Genomic DNA, 17430 nt, shown 5'->3' with positions numbered 1-17430 from the left:
ATTTATCTAAATCTTTATGACAGTAGAACTTTTATGAAACAGGCAATTGATGTTTTACAATCTATAGAAGAAATGCAGACTAGTAAAACAGTAAAAAAAGAAACAATTTTCTCTAAAGTTATTGGACCCATTAAAGTTTTAAATATGAAACCTTCTAAGGAAAATATTCCTAGAAGTAATTTTAGAAGGGATTCAGAGAGATACTATTCAATTTTTACAAATGAAACAGGGAATCCTATTCAATTTTCTTACCTCTTTAAAAATGGCAGTGAATTTAGGTTTAAACAGAATAATATTGCAACAAAACAAAAAGATGAATTAATAACTATAGCAAGTGGTGATTCATACATTTTATACATTATTTCTGATGTAACACTTAAGATTATGAATATGAATGATGATTGTATTGGCTATCATGTAACAACAAAAGAAAACGCTGCAATACATATTAAATAACCCATAGAAAAAGTAATATTGCACAAACAAAACCAATATTGCCATTCACAATTTTGTTACAAATTTCTTATCTTTACTAAAATACAAGTTATGAGTACTTTAAAAATTCGCAATGAAATATTAGAGATTGTAAAAATGAAGATGAATCTTCATTGGGCAATTTATATCAACTTATAAAAAGCTACAAGCATCAAAAACAATTAGATAAAATGATTGAAGAAGGTGAAGAAGATATAAAAGCTGGAAAAACATTTACTACTGAAGAAACGTTTAAGGTGCTTAAAAGTTGGATGTGAAATAATAAATGATATTTTTAATTAGTTTTCGATAAAAGTTGCACAAGTATTTGAAGATTTTATAAACTATATAAACATTTAATATTTCGCCCTTCTTGGGCTTATAATATCTTCAAAACATTAAGCTATTCATATTTCATCCCTTTGAGATTTTTTAACTCCATTGGAGCGTAATATTAATAAGAAAGTAGCATATAAAATAAATTCAAAGCTCCATAGGAGCGAAATCTAAATGAACAAAATTATTTTTGATTCTTAATATTTTAAAACCACATCTTTTAGTTGTGGTTTTTAACTACTTTTACTTCAATGAATTTTCTAGCACATTTATATCTCTCACAAAACAACACCAATATAATGATTGGCAATTTTATTGCAGATCATATTAGAGGTAATATTTATGAAGGATTTTCTAAAGAAATTCAGCAAGGTATTTTTCTACATCGAGAAATAGACACGTTTACAGATGCTCATAAAGTTGTAAGAAAAAGTAAAAGACGTTTGCACAAACGTTATAGACATTATGATGGCGTAATTATAGATATATTTTTCGATCATTTCTTAGCTAAAAACTGGGCAAATTATTCAGCGATTCCTTTGGATATGTATACCGATGCAATTAATGATTTATTCGACAGTATTTCATCAGAATTACCCGTAAAATCACAACAATTTATCAAATACATGATTGAATATAACATTCTTTTTAATTATCAATTTGAAGACGGAATTGAGAAAGTTTTAAACGGAATGAACCACAGAACCAAAGGGAAGTCTCAAATGAATTTAGCTATTGAAGATTTACAAATTTTGCACAAAGAATTTGAAGAAGATTTCACACTATTCTTTAAAGATTTATTATATTTCACTAATCAAAAATTAAAAGAATTAACCGTTATAAAGTAGTAACAAATTTCATTCTGAATCTACGAATAATAAATTTATTTAAACACTTCTAAATGAAATTAACCTTTAAAATGATAAAATCCTGAATTAAATTCAGCTAGATACACCTCGAAACTCATGAAAAAAATTATCTTCTTTTTTGCTATTTCTTTATTGTTAATAAATTGCAAAACAACACCTGAACCAGAAAAAATTACTGGTTTAATAGCAGAAAAAGCAATGGTAGTTTCTGCAAAACAAGAAGCTTCTAAAATTGGTGCTGCGATTTTACAAAAAGGTGGTAATGCTTATGATGCTATGGTTGCAACGCATTTTGCTTTGGCAGTTGTATACCCTGTTGCTGGTAATATTGGTGGCGGCGGTTTTATGGTATACAGAGATAAAGACGGTACAACTGGTACGTTAGATTTTAGAGAAAAAGCACCAATTACCGCTCATAAAGACATGTATTTAGATGAAAATGGCGATGTTATAGAAAATAAAAGCACCTTGGGCGCACATGCAGTTGCCATCCCTGGTTCTGTAGCGGGTGTATTTGCTGTCTACGAAAAATTTGGAAGTTTACCTTTTAAAGATCTAATTCAGCCTTCTATCGATTTGGCAAGAAATGGCTATGTTGTAACCAAAAACGAAGCTGAAGATTTAAACGGTGCTGCTGATAGGTTTAAAAAAGTAAATAATTATGAAACTGTTTTTGGTAAAGAATGGAAAGAAGGTGATATTCTAAAACAAGAAGAACTAGCAAAAACTTTAGAAAGGATTCGTGATTTTGGAAAAGATGGATTTTACAAAGGTGAAACCGCCGATTTTTTAGTGAATTATGTAACTGAATTAGGCGGAATTATATCGCACGAAGATTTAGAAAAATATGAAGCTGTTTGGCGTAATCCCATCACTTTTAATTTTAAAGGTTATAAAATAACTTCTATGGATTTACCTGCGAGTGGTGGAATATGTTTAGCTCAAATTTTAAAATCTATTGAGCCTTATGATTTATCTAAAATAGCACACAATTCAACCGAATACATTCAATTATTAACAGAAGCAGAAAGAAGATCGTATGCCGATAGAGCACATTATTTAGGTGATATTGATTTTGTAAAAGTGCCTGTTGATAGTTTAACAGACACCAACTATATTAACAAAAGAATGCGTTCTTTTTCTTGGGATAAAGCAACGCCTTCATCCGAAGTTTCGCAAGGAAAAATTTTGGGATATGAAAGTGATGAAACAACACATTATTCAATTGTAGATCAATTTGGAAATGCCGTTTCTGTTACTACAACTTTAAATACTGGCTATGGTTCTAAAGTAGTGGTAAAAGGTGCTGGTTTTATTTTAAATAATGAAATGGACGATTTTAGCGTTAAAGCCGGAGTGCCAAATGTTTATGGTTTAGTGGGTTCTAAAGCTAACGAAATTGCATCAGAAAAAAGAATGCTAAGTTCTATGGCGCCAACAATTGTAGAAAAAGACGGAAAATTAAAAATGGTAATTGGAACTCCTGGCGGTTCTACAATTATAACATCGGTTTTACAAAATATTTTAAATGTAACCGAATACAATATGGGAATGCAAGAGTCTGTTGATAAAGCTCGTTTTCATCATCAATGGTTGCCAGATTATATTACACTTGAACCAAATGGTTTTAATGCCGATACAAAAAATAAATTAGAATCTTTAGGATATACAATTTTTGAAAAAAATTCTTTGATTATCGGTAGAGTTGACGCCATTTTAGTATTGCCCGACGGTAAACTAGAAGGCGGTGCAGATAAACGAGGCGATGATGCTGCTGTTGGGTTTTAGGGTAAAAAGTTTTGAGTTTTGAGTTTTAAATAAAATTTAAAAATCCGGCATAATAGGTGTTCTCGATACAATTCCGATGAAAAATTGGAATCACTCGAACTGACAGTAACCAACTTTGAACTTTTAAACTTTTATACAAAACTAACAACTAATAATGATACAACCATTCCACTTAGCAATTCCGGTGCAAAATTTAGAAAAATGTAGAACTTTTTACAGAGATATTTTAAGCTGTGAAGAAGGACGTAGTTCTGGGAATTGGGTAGATTTTAATTTCTTCGGACATCAATTAGTAATTCATCAAAAAGAGGACTTTAAACCCGAAAGAATTTCGAATCCTGTGGATGGTCATGATGTTCCTGTTCCGCATTTTGGAGTCGTTTTAACTTGGGAAGATTGGCATATTTTAGCTGATAAACTAAAAGCTTCAAATACAAAATTTGTGATTGCGCCTTGTATCCGTTTTCAAGGAAAAGTAGGCGAACAGGCAACAATGTTTTTTAATGATCCAGAAAATAATGCACTTGAGTTTAAAGCTTTTAAAGATATGAGTCAATTATTTGCTAAGTAAACTACAGCTCTAAAGGTAGAAAAATATTAACAAAAAGTGCTACCAAATATATTTTTGAATAAAATTTTAAGTAAAAAATTTAATTACATCTCATCGATTTTAAGAAACCGGTGAGATGTATTAATTTAAACAAAATCGATTATCAATCAAAACTTAAAAAAAAATTGACTCATTTTACACTTGATGAAGTTTATCTTTTATCAAAAAAAAATAGTAAGAAATAACCTTGTTAATTCTTACTATTCTACTTTTTTTATACGATTCTAATCCATTAAATATTTACACGTATTTTATACAATTCCTAAAGCCGAAGAAAGCAAAGATGCCAAACCTAAGAAACTAAGAAACCCACAAATATCTGTAACGGTTGTTAATATAATAGAAGATGACGTGGCAGGATCTTGCCCAATTGCCTTTAAACCTATTGGAATTATAGCACCTGCAAAACCAGCAATCAACATAGAGATTACCATAGAGATTGCTATAACTATTGCAATTCCTAATGAAGATGTCCAGAAATAAACGATGGTTCCTGTTGTTAAAGCCACTGCTACACCGTTTACAAAACCAACCATAATTTCTTTTTTGGCTACTCTAAACCATTGCGAAATTCTAATTTCTTTTAAAGCTAAACCTCTAATTGTTACTGCTAAAGCTTGTGAGCCCGTATTTCCTGATTGACCTGCAACTACAGGTAAAAAAATAGCAAGAATTGTAATTTTTGCTATAGTTTCTTCAAACAAACCAACTACCATAGAAGCCAAAAATGCTGTGGCAAGATTAACTTGTAACCAAGGTAGCCTTTTACGAACTGCAAACGTCCATTTAGACAAAGCTTGCTCTTCTTTACCTGCTCCAAACATAGATTGTAAGTTTTCGGTAATTTCTTGTTTAGAAGCAGACATTAAAGCATCATTTCTAATAATACCAAGAAGTATATTATTTATATCTGTAACAGGTATTTGCAAAAGATCTTCCTTTTCAATAGCTTCTAAAATCTCTTCTCTAGTGCCCATTGCATTTATAAATGGAGCAGCACCCATTAATTTTGCTAGTTTTTCTGTTGGATTAGAAATTGCAATGAGTTGTATTGGAACTTTCCCTAATAATTTACCTTCTTCATCTGTAACGTAAATAACCATTATGTTGCGTTTACCAATTTTTCTAATTCTAGTAAGAACGTCATTTACTAAATTGTCTGAATGAAAAGTTATTACATTTGTTTCCATAAGATAACCAGCAGTATCTTCTTTATAATTTAAAAAATCTAGAATTTCTCTAGAAATTAAATCAGGAAGTAACGAAAGTTTATCAGTAACTTTATTTTTATCTAAACGAGAAAGTAATCGTGCTGCTAAATGTGTGTTTACTTTAAAAAATAACTCTCTAAAAAGTGCATCATCCATATTTAGAATTAGCTCGGTTATCAATTCTGGAGTTAATTGAAAGAAAATATCTCTAGCATTATCAACTTTAAGTTCTGCTAGATATTTTAAAACTATTTCAGCAGAAAATAAATCTAATGTATGTGCAGCGTCTTTTGGAAATTTCGAAAAATATTCGTTTCGTAATTCGCTTTCTATAATTTCAGTTTTTAATTTCATATCGCTTTTATTTACCTACACTTTTTAATAACCCGGTTAAACCAATACGATATAATTCGCCTAGAGCACCTGCCGTTTCTAAAACTTCATTTTTAGAAGTATCAATATTTTCGTCCGTAAGTTCCATCGCTTTTTTGTAGGATAAAGTGCCTAAGATTTTTTCTGATTTATCGATTACAGCTATATGACGATAATCAAACCAAACGGCATAGTTTTGAACACTTTTAATCTGAGTTTCTGGAAATATTTTTGGAATGGAGGTAATAATCAAATCTTCTAGTGTCGCTTTTTTATCAGCAAGTAAAAGGTCTTTTACTATTACAACACCTTTTAAGGTGCGATCTAAATCTATAACATATAAATAAAACTCTTCTTTGTCTTTATTATTTTTTATTATATTAATTGCCTCTTTAACAGTCATTTCTTTATTTACACATAGTGCAGTTTCCATTAATGCGCCAACAGTGTTTGGTAAATGTTCCATTTTACGCATAATAATATCTTTTTTATCAGATGTTATTTTTTCTAAAAAAACATCACGCCTTGGTGCTTCTATTAACTTTAATAAAGAAGCAATAAAATTAGGTTCCCCTTTTTCTATTAAATCTTTAGTTTTACTAGTTGGCAAGAACAAAAAACATTCAGATGCTTTTTTAATATTCATAATGCTTATTAGCTTTAAGCTCTTTTCTATTGGCAATGATTGCATAAATAGCGCTACTTCTTCGCTATTCATTCTATCTAGTGTGTGCGCTGCTGCAAACGGTTGCTTATCTATAAAATCATTTAAAATTGTTTGATTTACATTCATGTTTAGTGCTTTATTATTTTATTAGATAAGACTTTGTTTCATTAAACTCTTTTGCAGGAATAGTAAGTTCTCCTATCTCATTTTCTAAAATTACAGTTGTGGTATCTATTTTTATAATCTTACCTCTTGTCTTTCCTATTTGTACTTCATCCCCTTCTTTATATCTTTTACGCACATAATAACAAGCCAAAATATTACTTATAGAAGTTCTTGCTCCTAAGCCAAAAGCTAAAGCAGCTCCAAATAATAAGGCCGCAAAAGCGATATCAATAATATCTATAAGTAAAGAAATTTCTATACCTATTTGATCTAAAGCTATTATTATAGCTACAGAAAGCAGTAAAAACCTTATAAATCTTACTAACGTTATACTGTATTGAAACCCTTTACGTTTACTAAAAGACGCTATCAAATCAGAAACTAGATTGCCTAGCATTATTGAAACAAAGACAATTAAAATGGCTGCAAGTATGTTTGGTATGTACTGAATTATACTTTGAAACCAATTTGTTAAAATAGTTAACCCAAGTATATCTGTAATTAACAGAATACTTGAAAATATAATTAACCAGAAAAAAGCCGTACCCAGAAAAGAACCAGCTTGTGTAAAGTTTTGGTTGCTAAACTTTCTACTTACTAGTTTCCCTAAATACCTAAAAAAATAAGCCACTAAAGATTTAACCAAACGAGCAATTATGTAGCCTATAGCCAACACTATTAATGATACAAGCATATTAGGAATCAGTTCTAATAATTCACTTTTTAAGCGTTGAAACATACTATTAATTTCCTCCATATAATTTAGTTTAATTTTAATAATTGAATAATGTTATCGTTTTTAAAAATAACACGAATTACTTCAATAAATAGTTTTGAAGAATTTAAAAGCTTAATCTATAAAGTTTTAATTCGTTATTATTTTTCTAATTGTTTTTTGTAAAAAAACATTATTTGGCAAAGTTATTTCTTCTTGTGTTTCTGTTGTAACTAAAGTAACAAAGAATAAACCAATATCTGTAACCTTGCCTTGAATCTCATAATCTTTAGATTCCATAATTGATATGGTATCGTCCATTTTTACAGAATGATTAAAAAACAACACAATACTTGCCGTTATATTAGATAAAATAGACCATTGAGCAAACATAGCAACGCCAATAACAGTTAGAACAGAACCTATGAAAACTGCTAGTTCAGACTGCTTAACTCCCCAGATTATAAGTAGAATAGTAAGACAAATTAATAAGATTATAAAACGAATGGTTTTTCTAATAATTTGACTTCTTGATTTTTGTACTAATCGCTTTTTAACAGTTCTATTTATAAGTTTGTAGGCTACAATACGTGCAATCACAAATACGACAAGAACAATTAACGATTCTATTATTTTACTATAATAATTTTCCATGCTATTTATGTCCAAAAATAAACTACAATAATTTATTATGCAAAATTTATGGCTATTTTATTAACAAAAGACGCTTTTGTTAAATGGTTTTAAACTTGACAATAAATGCCAAAGTTTAAAAAAACATAATTTATTTAAGCTTTAATCGTTTACAGTTTTTCTAAATTTAGAACTGTATTCATTGTTTTAGAAAGTCTATTAATCAACTCATAAATTTCTTCCTCATTATACGAAGCAAAACCAATTCGAATACAATTATGATTTAGTTTATATTGATCATAACGTTGCCAATCTCCTATTTCTAATTTGTATTTTTTCGCAATTTTAGTAACTGTTTTCCAAGAATAATTTTTATTCAATTTAATCCAAACAGCCATTCCTCCTTTAGGGATTTCAAAAGTAAAAACATCAGAAAAATGTTGTTTTAAAAGAGTACAAAATAATTCTTTTCTTACTTTATATACTTTCATCACCTTTTTAATATGCCTATCTAAATCACCATTTTTAATAAATTCTTCAAAAGTTAATTCTAATAAAGCATCTCCTTGTCTGTCAATAAATCTTCGCTGATTTGCCGCCTCATTTACAAATTGTTGTGGAGCAATTAAGTACCCTATTCTAAAAACAGGTGCTACCGTTTTACAAACAGAACCAATATAAATAACATTTCCGTTTGTGTCATGACTCGCAAGAGGCAAAATTGGCGAATGTTGATAATTAAAATCGTAATCATAATCGTCTTCTATAATTGCAAAATTGTATTTTTTAGATAAATTTAATAAATGAATTCTTCTTTCTGCGGATAAAGTTACTGTTGTTGGATGGTGATGATGAGAAGTTACATACACTGCTTTTATTTTTTGAAGCTTACAAAGCTCTTCTATGTCTTTTGTGACCAACCCATTTTCATCTACTTTTACTCTTAAAAGTGTTGCTTTTTGTTGCATAAAACAACTATCTGCAGATGTGTAATTCGTTTCTCCAACCACGATTAAATCCTTTTTTTGCAACAACAATTTAGCAGATAAATGAATACCCATTTGACTACCTCTTGTAATTAAAATATTTTCTTTGGATGTGTTTAAGCCTCGTGTTTTATTCAAATAACTAGAAAGCGTTTTTCGTAACTTTTCGTTTCCATAAGTAGCTCCGTAAGACATTTCTTTAAAAATCGTTTTTCTACTACTAATTCTTCTGTAAATTCTTGCAATATCATTTATAGGAGTCAGTCTTACATCACAAACACCATCATTTAAACTCATAAAATCGTCTTTGGTATCAAATGATTTTCTTTCTAAAAACGAATCTTTATAAAAACTAAATCCTATTAAATTTTGCTCATTTTTACTTTCTTTTTCTAAAAATTCTTGTTGCTGCAATTCTGGTAAATTAGCATTTACAAAAGTCCCTTTTTTGGCAACACTTTCTACCCAACCTTGTAAATGCAATTCTTCATAACAGGCTACAATTGTTTTTCTATGAACTTGCAATAATTCTGATAAAACTCTACTTCCTGGTAATTTTGTTTCTGGCACTAACTTTCTATCTTTTATCAACGCAATAAATTGATTTGCCAATTGCAAATACAATGGGCTCTTAATTTTTCTTTTTAAAATAAAACTAGTTTTATAAGGAAACATAAACTGGACTATTATTTATTTACAATCTGGATGATTATAACAGTCCATAAATATAGTAGTTTTGAAGTATTAATTTGCGATACCTAAACAAAAATCTAAGAATGCTAGAAATTAGACCCAATTGCGAGCATTGTAATAAAGATTTACCAAACACCTCTAAAGGTGCAATGATTTGTTCTTTTGAATGTACTTATTGTAAAACGTGTGCCTTAGATATTTTTAAAAATGTGTGCCCAAGTTGTGCTGGTAATTTTGAGAAACGCCCAATTCGTTCATCAAAAATGATTGAAATATATCTAGCATCAGAAAAAAGAATATTTAAACCAAAAGACTTAGAAAGCGCAAAAATTACATCAGAAAAAACAAAGAATAGCTCATCAGAAAAAAGTTAAGAAATGAAAGAATACCAACAATCAAAATTAAACAGAGTTAAAAGAGGCGCAATAAGAGCAACCTATGATGTAGAAAAAATAAACAGCATTTTAGATGCTGGTTTTATTGGTTATGTTGGTTATATTTTTGAAGGAAAAGCAATTACAATACCAATGGCTTATGGCAGAAAAGGCAATATAATAATTTTACATGGCTCAAATGCAAACAGAATGCTAACCTCTTTATTAACTGCAAAAGAAATGAGCATGACGGTAATGCATTTAGACGCGTTGGTTTTGGCACGCTCTGGATTTCATCATTCCGTAAATTATAGATCTGCAACCTTATTTGGTGCTGTTAAAAAAATTGAAAGCAAAAATGAAAAAAATGAAGCACTTTTATCTTTTATGGAACATATGATGAAAGGCAGATGGAACGGAATTAGAGAAATGAATCAAGAGGAATTTGATAGAACTTTGGTTGTAGAAATGACCATAGAAACTGCTTCTGCAAAAGTAAGAGATGCAGGAGTTTTAGATGAACCAGAAGATTATAACTTAGATGTTTGGGCCGGAATAATGCCAATTAAACAAGTTGCAGGCTATCCTATTTCGGACAAAGGCAAACCAGAAAACATTAAAATTCCGAAACATGTTTTAGATTATTATGAAGAAAACAAATAAGGCCGACTAAAAAAGAATTAAATTAGCTTTTTTAAATTTTAATGTATAAAAATGAAAAAGGTTTTTAAATTTATTGGTATCCTTTTATTGGTGCTGTTTGTTGCTGTTGGCGTTTATTATTTTGTAAATAATGAGCCATTGCCAAAAGGTAAAAAAGGCATAGAGGCAGACGCTCTTGCAATTAAAATGTTTAACGCCATAAACCATGAAGCGTACGAAAATACAGAAATTTTAGAATGGAACTTTAGAGGCGAACACTTTTACAAATGGCGCAAAAAAGACGGTTTTGTAATCGTTTCCTGGAAAAATAACAAAGTTTTTTTAAATACAGCGCAACCAGAAAAATCTGAAGTTTTTATAAATGATGAAAAGGTACAAAACCAAGTAATTTTAAAACAAGCAGAAGACTTTTTTAACAACGATTCTTTTTGGTTAATTGCTCCTTATAAAATATTTGATGCAGGCACAGAAAGAAGCATTGTAAATTATAAAGGTAAAGATGCTTTGTTAATTACCTACACATCGGGTGGTTCAACTCCTGGGGATTCCTATTTGTGGATTTTAGATGAAAACTACGTTCCTACTTCTTTTAAAATGTGGACTAAAATAATTCCTATTGGTGGTGTTTCTGCAACTTGGTCTGATTGGAATACTACTGCATCTGGCATAAAATTACCCACAAAACATACACTTTCTCTATTCGATATGCAATTAGATATGCGTTCTGGAAAAGGCTATAACCCCAACGCAGATGCCCTAGCTACTAAAGTTTTAAAAGCAATAAACCATGAAGCATACAAAAAAACTCGTTATTTAGAATGGAGTTTTGGCGGAAAAAGAAGTTTTAAATGGGATAAAGATAACCATATAGTAGACGTTTCTTGGGATACGATTCGGGTAAATTTACAACCTAATAATTTGCAAAAAAGCACTGTTTTCTATAATGAGATAGCTCAAATAACTGCCAATGAAAAAATTATAAAAAGAGCTTTAGATATTTTTAACAACGATAGCTTTTGGCTAGTTGCACCTCATAAATTATTTGACGATGGCACAATTAGAAGCATTAAAAAAATTGACAAAAAAGATGCGCTTCTAATAAAATATACCACTGGCGGCTCTACTCCTGGTGATTCTTATATTTGGATTTTAGACGAAAATTATATCCCAAAAAATTATAAAATGTTTGTTCCCAGTATGCAAATGAACGGCGTAGATGCTACTTGGGAAGATTGGATAACCACAGAAAGTGGCACTTTATTGCCAACTAATCATACTTTTGAAAGTGGAAATAAATTAAGTATGGGAGACGTAAAAGGATATAACTAATGACTTCAAAAAGCATTTCAAACGGAATTTTAAGAGCCTTAGCAATTGTATCTGGTATTTTATTTTTACTCTATTTTTTATTCGAAATTCAATCTGTAATTGTTTACATCGTTATTGCAGCAGTTTTATCTTTAATTGGGCGTCCTTTAATTCGATTTTTAAGAGATCGCTTAAAATTCCCAAATACAATTGCCGTAATTGCTACAATGCTTTTAATGCTTAGCCTTTTAACAGGTTTAGTGGTTTTATTTATCCCTTTAATTCTAGAACAAGGCACAAATTTATCGCTTTTACATGTAGAAGATTTACAAGCAAGTGTACAAGATATTTTTAATGAAGTTACCGCCTACTTTTCGTCTAAAGGGGTTGATATTTTAAGCAAACTAAAAGACATCAATTTTGTATCGCAATTTAAAGCAATACCAGATTTGTTAAACGCAGTTTTAGGTGCTTTAGGTTCGTTAAGTGTTGGTTTATTATCGGTTTTATTTATTTCTTTCTTTTTAATGAAAGATAGTAGAATATTAGAAACCAGTTTATTAACATTAATTCCCAGCGATACTGAAGGCAGACTTTCTAAATCGCTAGAAACCATCAACAACTTATTATCTAGTTATTTTATTGGTTTAATTATTCAAATAACAACGCTATTTATTATTTACAGTATTATTTTACTAAGCTTTGGTATTTCAAACCCAATTGTTATCGCATTTTTATGTGCGCTTTTAAACCTAATTCCTTATGTTGGTCCTTTAATTGGTGCCTTAATTATGTTTGTCTTATCGATGATAAGTAATATTGGTCAAGATTTTCAGGCTGTTATTTTACCAACCTCTTTATGGATTTTATTTTGCTACGGATTGGCGCAATTGATTGATAATTTTGTGAGCCAGCCATTAATATTTTCAAAAACTACTAAATCACATCCTTTAGAAATTTTCTTAGTGATTGTTATTGGTGGTTTACTATTTGGTGTTATTGGTATGGTTACAGCAATACCTTGTTATACAGCATTAAAAGTGATTTTAAAAGAATTTTTATCAGAAAATAAAATTGTAAAATCGTTAACAAAAGACATTTAATCAATTTTGAATCTTGCAATTTTACATCCCAAAGTTCAGCAGTTTATTGTTGATAATTTAAAATCCAACATAACAAAACTGATTTTAAAAGGAAGCCTTTTTGTTGAAGTTTCTGTACAAGAATTGGCAAATCAAATTCTTGCCAAACAAAAAGCGGAACACAAATTACCTACCTGGTTTACTGCTAAAAATATTTATTATCCGCCAAAAATTAGTATTGAGCAAACTTCCTCAGAAAGTACTGCTGCTTACAAAGCAAAATTAGTTTCTGGTAATTGTTTAGTTGATATTACTGGTGGTTTTGGCATTGATTGCTTCTATTTTGCAATGCAATTTAAGAACGTAACGCACTGCGAAATTAATACTGAGCTATCAACTATTGTACATCATAATTATCAACAATTAAATCTTAAAAATATTGATACTTTTACGGGGGACGGTATTGATTTTTTAAAAGAAACCACGCAACTTTTTGATTGTATTTATATAGATCCATCCAGAAGAAGTGACACCAAGGGAAAAGTATTTTTATTAAAAGATTGCTTACCAAATGTGCCAGAGAATATTGATTTTCTATTTACAAAAACCAATCAAATTTTATTAAAAAACTCACCTATTTTAGATATTTCTAGTGCTATATCAGAATTAAAATTTGTAAAAGAAATTCATATTATTGCCATTAAAAACGAGGTAAAAGAATTGCTGTTTTTACTTGAAAAAAACTACGAAAAAGACATCCGAATAAAAACCATCAACCTTATAAATGACGATTCACAAAAATTCGAATTTAATTTTAATGAAGAAGTAAAATCAAATTACTCTCAACCACTTACCTATTTGTATGAACCAAATGCTGCCATTTTAAAATCTGGCGGTTTTCATCAAATATCAACACAATTAAACCTATTTAAAATTCATCAACACTCGCATCTTTATACTTCAGAAAAATTAATTGATTTTCCCGGTAGAAGTTTTAAAGTTAGTACTGTTTTAAAGTATGATAAGAAAAAAATAAAAAGTCTTTTACCCAATAATAAAGCAAATATTACAACTAGAAACTTTCCTAAAACAGTTGCACAAATTAGAAAAGAAACCAATCTAAAAGATGGCGGAACAAACTACCTCTTTTTTACAACGGATAATAAAAATGATTTACAGGTAATTATTTGCAAAAAAACCAATAACTAATCTACATTGTACTTAATTATCAGTTTTTTAACATACTCTTTTTGTACCTTTATAAAATTGATGTGTTTTAGTTGTAGGGATTTAAAACACTTAACATTAAGTCTCGAATTTAAATTCGAGACTTTTTTTAACTATCATTTTTAAGTAAGTTTGTGTAGAAAGTAGTATTTTTATTTTTATGCAAAGTTTACAGTATCAAGGTTTAAAAATAGCATCCAATAATCATCAAAAGGTTGATGACTTTTTAGTGATAGAAGCCGCACTTCAAATAAATATCAATAATGAGCCCTATACAGTGGTAATGAGGACGCCAAATGATGATGTTGAGTTGGTTAGAGGGTTACTTTTTGCCGAAGATATTTATAAAAAAGCAGCTCCTTTATCATTTAAAATAATAAAAAAAGAGGCAGCTATTATTTCTATTATTAATGTTAATATCTCTAAAGAGGATTTAGGAAAAGGCTATTTAAACAAAAGAACTTTATTATCTGTTTCGTCTTGCGGTATCTGCGGAAAACAGGAGTTAAAAGATATTAAAGTAACTGGAAATAAGTTGGATCAAATAGTTTTTTCATCAGAAAACTTGCATAAAATGTTTGCTAAAATGGGCGACTTTCAAGAAACTTTTAAAAAAACTGGAGGCTGTCATGCAGCAGCAATTTTTGATAAAAATCAGAATTTACGAAGCATTAAAGAAGATATTGGCAGACACAATGCCGTTGATAAAACGGTTGGTGATTTGCTAGAAAAAGGAAGTCTAAAAGAAGCCAACTATTTATTGGTAAGTGGTCGTGTTTCTTATGAAATTGTAAGCAAAGCATTTATTGCTAAAATACCTATCATTGTTGCGGTTTCGGCATGTTCTTCTTTAGCGGTCGATTTTGCAAAAGAATTCGGAATTTGTTTAATCGGTTTTTCACGAGAACAAAAAATGACCATTTATTCGAACCCTAATTATCTAAATAATTTAGAAAATGTCTAAAAAAACAACTGCACAACCGCCAGAAAAATTAACAGGAATTCAGTTCACAGCGATTCCAAAATCTGCTGTAGGTTTAAAGGCAATTGCCTCTTCGCTGCGTCATATTAAAGATGAAGTTGGTATTTTAAAAGGGATTGGTTTGTTAAAAAACTTAAACCAGAAAGATGGTTTTGACTGCCCAGGTTGTGCATGGCCAGATCCTGACGAAAAACGTGCTTTTTTAGCTGAGTATTGTGAAAATGGTGCAAAAGCGGTAGCAGAAGAAGCTACTAAAAACATGGTTTCGCCTATGTTTTTCGCAACTCATGCCGTTGCCAAATTGGCAAAATTATCTGATTATGAAATTGGTAAAAGTGGTAGAATTACCCATCCAATGTATTTAGCTGAAGGCAAAACACATTACGAAGAAATTTCATGGGGTAAAGCTTTTAAATTAATTGCTGATGAGTTAAATGCATTAAATTCTCCTGACGAAGCTATTTTTTATACCTCTGGCAGAACCAGTAATGAAGCTGCTTTTTTGTATCAATTATTTGTGCGTGAATTCGGAACAAATAATTTACCAGATTGCTCTAATATGTGCCACGAATCTAGCGGTGCTGCACTTTCTGAAACTGTAGGAATTGGCAAAGGTTCTGTTACTTTAGACGATTTTAACCATGCCGATTTAGTAATTGTAATTGGGCAAAATCCAGGTACAAATCATCCAAGAATGTTAACCGCTTTAAGTGAAACAAAAAAGAAAGGCGGAAAAATTATAACTATTAACCCACTTCCAGAAGTAGGATTGATGAACTATATAGATCCTCAAAACCCTTTAAAATGGTTTGGTGACGGTCAAGATTTAACAGATTTATTTCTGCAAGTAAAAATAAATGGAGATGTTGCGTTGTTAAAAATCATCTTAAAATTGATGAAAAAACAAGAGGATATCAAACCAAATTCGGTTTTTAATCATCAATTTATAAAAGAGAAAACAGCCGGAATTGACAATTTATTAAAAGATTTAGACAGCTATTCTATAGCCGAATTAGTGCCACAAACTGGCATCAGTTTGGCAGAGATAGAAAAAGCTACAGAACTCATTATCAATAATGAAAATATTATTATTTGTTGGGCAATGGGTTTAACACAACATAAAAATGCTGTAGATAATATTCGTGAAATTGTAAATATCCTGCTTTTAAAAGGAAGTATTGGCAAAAAAGGAGCTGGAACTTGCCCGGTTCGTGGGCATTCTAATGTGCAAGGAGACAGAACCATGGGTATTTGGGAAAAACCACCCGCAACTTTTCTTGACAGTTTAGAAAAAGAATTTAATTTTAAAGCACCTAGAAAAAATGGTTTAGATGTGGTAGATGCCATTGAAGCCATGCATCAGAAAAAAGCAACCATATTTTTTGGAATGGGTGGTAATTTTATTTCTGCAACGCCCGATACAGAATTTACTGCGGATGCCCTGCGAAACTGTAATTTAACCGTGCAAGTTTCTACAAAACTAAATAGGAGTCATCTAATTACAGGTAAAAAAGCATTGATTTTACCTTGTTTAGGTCGTTCGGAAAGAGATTATCAAACTTCTGGGCAACAGTTTGTTTCTGTAGAAAATTCTATGGGAATCGTACATCAATCTAGAGGACATTTAGAACCTTGCTTTGAAAAGTTATTAAGCGAAACTGCCATTGTTGCCAATTTAGCGAACTTCACTTTAAAAAATTCAACTACAAATTGGATCAATTTAACTTCTAACTACGATTTAATTAGAGCTAAAATTGAAGCTACTATTCCTGGTTTTGAAAACTACAATAAACGAGTACGAATAAAAGGCGGATTTTATCTACCCAACAACGCAAGAGAAAATAATTTTGAACCTACAGCAACTGGAAAAGCAAATTTTAGCATTAACAAACCATCTGCAATTGCTTTAGAAAAAGACCAATATATAATGATGACGATACGAACACATGATCAGTTTAACACTACTATTTATGGCTTAAATGACAGATATAGAGGCGTTTTAAACGAACGAAGAGTTATTTTTATGAATGCGGATGACATGAAAAAACTTGGTTTACAAAAATTAGATTTGGTAGATTTAACGAGTCATTTTAAAGATGAAAAAAGAGAAGCTAAAGGGTTTTTAGCGATACCATATAGCATTCCAAAACAATGTACCGCAACTTATTTTCCTGAAGCTAATGTGTTAGTTCCTTTAAAAAGCACCGCAGACACTAGCAATACGCCTACTTCTAAAACAGTTATTATTACCATCAAAAAAAGATAAATACATTCT

General features: G+C 30.3%; 16 protein-coding genes. 11 read left to right on the top strand and 5 right to left on the bottom strand.

The features are described 5' to 3' along the window. The first annotated feature begins 608 nt into the window (after positions 1–608). The 4 genes from BTO16_RS17530 to BTO16_RS01455 all read left to right on the top strand — a co-directional run bounded on the left by BTO16_RS17530 (position 609) and on the right by BTO16_RS01455 (position 4038). Complete coding sequence (locus BTO16_RS17530; protein ID WP_170064395.1) at positions 609–752, top strand: hypothetical protein; 144 nt, start codon at positions 609–611, stop codon at positions 750–752. 309 nt (positions 753–1061) lie between these two features. Beyond that, positions 1062–1658, top strand: a complete 597-nt coding sequence (locus tag BTO16_RS01465; protein ID WP_245891919.1) for an acyl carrier protein phosphodiesterase — start codon at positions 1062–1064, stop codon at positions 1656–1658. 117 nt (positions 1659–1775) lie between these two features. Continuing rightward, entirely contained in the window at positions 1776–3467 is a 1692-nt protein-coding gene (gene ggt / locus BTO16_RS01460) for a gamma-glutamyltransferase (RefSeq protein WP_105019903.1), read from the top strand. Positions 3468–3621: 154 nt separating this feature from the next. Then, complete coding sequence (locus BTO16_RS01455) at positions 3622–4038, top strand: VOC family protein (protein ID WP_105019902.1); 417 nt, start codon at positions 3622–3624, stop codon at positions 4036–4038. Between the two features lie 290 nt (positions 4039–4328). On the opposite strand, the gene mgtE is transcribed toward BTO16_RS01455, so the two are convergent. The 5 genes from mgtE to pdxR all read right to left on the bottom strand — a co-directional run bounded on the left by mgtE (position 4329) and on the right by pdxR (position 9501). Further along, positions 4329–5642, bottom strand: a complete 1314-nt coding sequence (gene mgtE, locus BTO16_RS01450) for a magnesium transporter (RefSeq protein WP_105019901.1) — start codon at positions 5640–5642, stop codon at positions 4329–4331. Positions 5643–5649: 7 nt separating this feature from the next. Next, entirely contained in the window at positions 5650–6453 is an 804-nt protein-coding gene (locus BTO16_RS01445; RefSeq protein WP_105019900.1) for a CBS domain-containing protein, read from the bottom strand. Positions 6454–6466: 13 nt separating this feature from the next. After that, complete coding sequence (locus BTO16_RS01440) at positions 6467–7249, bottom strand: mechanosensitive ion channel family protein (RefSeq protein ID WP_105019899.1); 783 nt, start codon at positions 7247–7249, stop codon at positions 6467–6469. Between the two features lie 108 nt (positions 7250–7357). Beyond that, on the bottom strand, positions 7358–7861 hold the full coding sequence (locus BTO16_RS01435; RefSeq protein ID WP_105019898.1) for a mechanosensitive ion channel domain-containing protein: 504 nt from the start codon (positions 7859–7861) through the stop codon (positions 7358–7360). 149 nt (positions 7862–8010) lie between these two features. Next, entirely contained in the window at positions 8011–9501 is a 1491-nt protein-coding gene (gene pdxR, locus BTO16_RS01430; protein WP_105019897.1) for a MocR-like pyridoxine biosynthesis transcription factor PdxR, read from the bottom strand. 101 nt (positions 9502–9602) lie between these two features. Between pdxR and BTO16_RS01425 the strand changes: the two genes are divergently transcribed. The 7 genes from BTO16_RS01425 (at position 9603) to BTO16_RS01395 (ending at position 17421) form a co-directional block, all read left to right on the top strand. Then, a complete protein-coding gene (locus BTO16_RS01425; RefSeq protein WP_105019896.1) occupies positions 9603–9893 on the top strand; it encodes a DUF1272 domain-containing protein in 291 nt (96 codons plus the stop codon). Between the two features lie 3 nt (positions 9894–9896). Next, positions 9897–10556 (top strand): pyridoxamine 5'-phosphate oxidase family protein, encoded by a 660-nt coding sequence (locus tag BTO16_RS01420; protein ID WP_105019895.1) that lies wholly within the window; start codon positions 9897–9899, stop codon positions 10554–10556. Between the two features lie 51 nt (positions 10557–10607). After that, positions 10608–11885: a hypothetical protein gene (locus tag BTO16_RS01415; RefSeq protein ID WP_105019894.1), complete on the top strand. Its 1278-nt coding sequence runs from the start codon at positions 10608–10610 to the stop codon at positions 11883–11885. Beyond that, entirely contained in the window at positions 11885–12967 is a 1083-nt protein-coding gene (locus tag BTO16_RS01410) for an AI-2E family transporter (RefSeq protein WP_105019893.1), read from the top strand. Before BTO16_RS01415 ends, BTO16_RS01410 begins: the two co-directional genes overlap by 1 nt. 6 nt (positions 12968–12973) lie before the next feature. After that, positions 12974–14155, top strand: a complete 1182-nt coding sequence (locus tag BTO16_RS01405; RefSeq protein ID WP_105019892.1) for a THUMP-like domain-containing protein — start codon at positions 12974–12976, stop codon at positions 14153–14155. Between the two features lie 178 nt (positions 14156–14333). Then, positions 14334–15137 (top strand): formate dehydrogenase accessory sulfurtransferase FdhD, encoded by an 804-nt coding sequence (fdhD, locus tag BTO16_RS01400; protein ID WP_105019891.1) that lies wholly within the window; start codon positions 14334–14336, stop codon positions 15135–15137. Then, a complete protein-coding gene (locus BTO16_RS01395) occupies positions 15130–17421 on the top strand; it encodes an FdhF/YdeP family oxidoreductase (RefSeq protein WP_105019890.1) in 2292 nt (763 codons plus the stop codon). The genes fdhD and BTO16_RS01395 overlap by 8 nt, the downstream gene beginning before the upstream one ends. Positions 17422–17430 lie beyond the last annotated feature (9 nt).

This window comes from Polaribacter glomeratus (assembly GCF_002954665.1).
In the GTDB taxonomy this organism is placed as follows: Bacteria; Bacteroidota; Bacteroidia; order Flavobacteriales; family Flavobacteriaceae; genus Polaribacter; species Polaribacter glomeratus.
The sequence above is the reverse complement of the archived record's forward strand: the minus strand, read 5'-3'. Positions and strand labels throughout refer to the sequence as shown.

Coding starts and splice junctions, on each gene's coding strand:
- mgtE (WP_105019901.1), bottom strand. CDS start 5,642: ATGAAATTAAAAACTGAAATTATAGAAAGCGAATTACGAAACGAATAT.
- BTO16_RS01410 (WP_105019893.1), top strand. CDS start 11,885: ATGACTTCAAAAAGCATTTCAAACGGAATTTTAAGAGCCTTAGCAATT.
- BTO16_RS01440 (WP_105019899.1), bottom strand. CDS start 7,249: ATGGAGGAAATTAATAGTATGTTTCAACGCTTAAAAAGTGAATTATTA.
- BTO16_RS01420 (WP_105019895.1), top strand. CDS start 9,897: ATGAAAGAATACCAACAATCAAAATTAAACAGAGTTAAAAGAGGCGCA.
- ggt (WP_105019903.1), top strand. CDS start 1,776: ATGAAAAAAATTATCTTCTTTTTTGCTATTTCTTTATTGTTAATAAAT.
- BTO16_RS01465 (WP_245891919.1), top strand. CDS start 1,062: ATGAATTTTCTAGCACATTTATATCTCTCACAAAACAACACCAATATA.
- BTO16_RS01395 (WP_105019890.1), top strand. CDS start 15,130: ATGTCTAAAAAAACAACTGCACAACCGCCAGAAAAATTAACAGGAATT.
- BTO16_RS01455 (WP_105019902.1), top strand. CDS start 3,622: ATGATACAACCATTCCACTTAGCAATTCCGGTGCAAAATTTAGAAAAA.
- fdhD (WP_105019891.1), top strand. CDS start 14,334: ATGCAAAGTTTACAGTATCAAGGTTTAAAAATAGCATCCAATAATCAT.
- BTO16_RS01435 (WP_105019898.1), bottom strand. CDS start 7,861: ATGGAAAATTATTATAGTAAAATAATAGAATCGTTAATTGTTCTTGTC.
- pdxR (WP_105019897.1), bottom strand. CDS start 9,501: ATGTTTCCTTATAAAACTAGTTTTATTTTAAAAAGAAAAATTAAGAGC.
- BTO16_RS01415 (WP_105019894.1), top strand. CDS start 10,608: ATGAAAAAGGTTTTTAAATTTATTGGTATCCTTTTATTGGTGCTGTTT.
- BTO16_RS01445 (WP_105019900.1), bottom strand. CDS start 6,453: ATGAATGTAAATCAAACAATTTTAAATGATTTTATAGATAAGCAACCG.
- BTO16_RS01425 (WP_105019896.1), top strand. CDS start 9,603: ATGCTAGAAATTAGACCCAATTGCGAGCATTGTAATAAAGATTTACCA.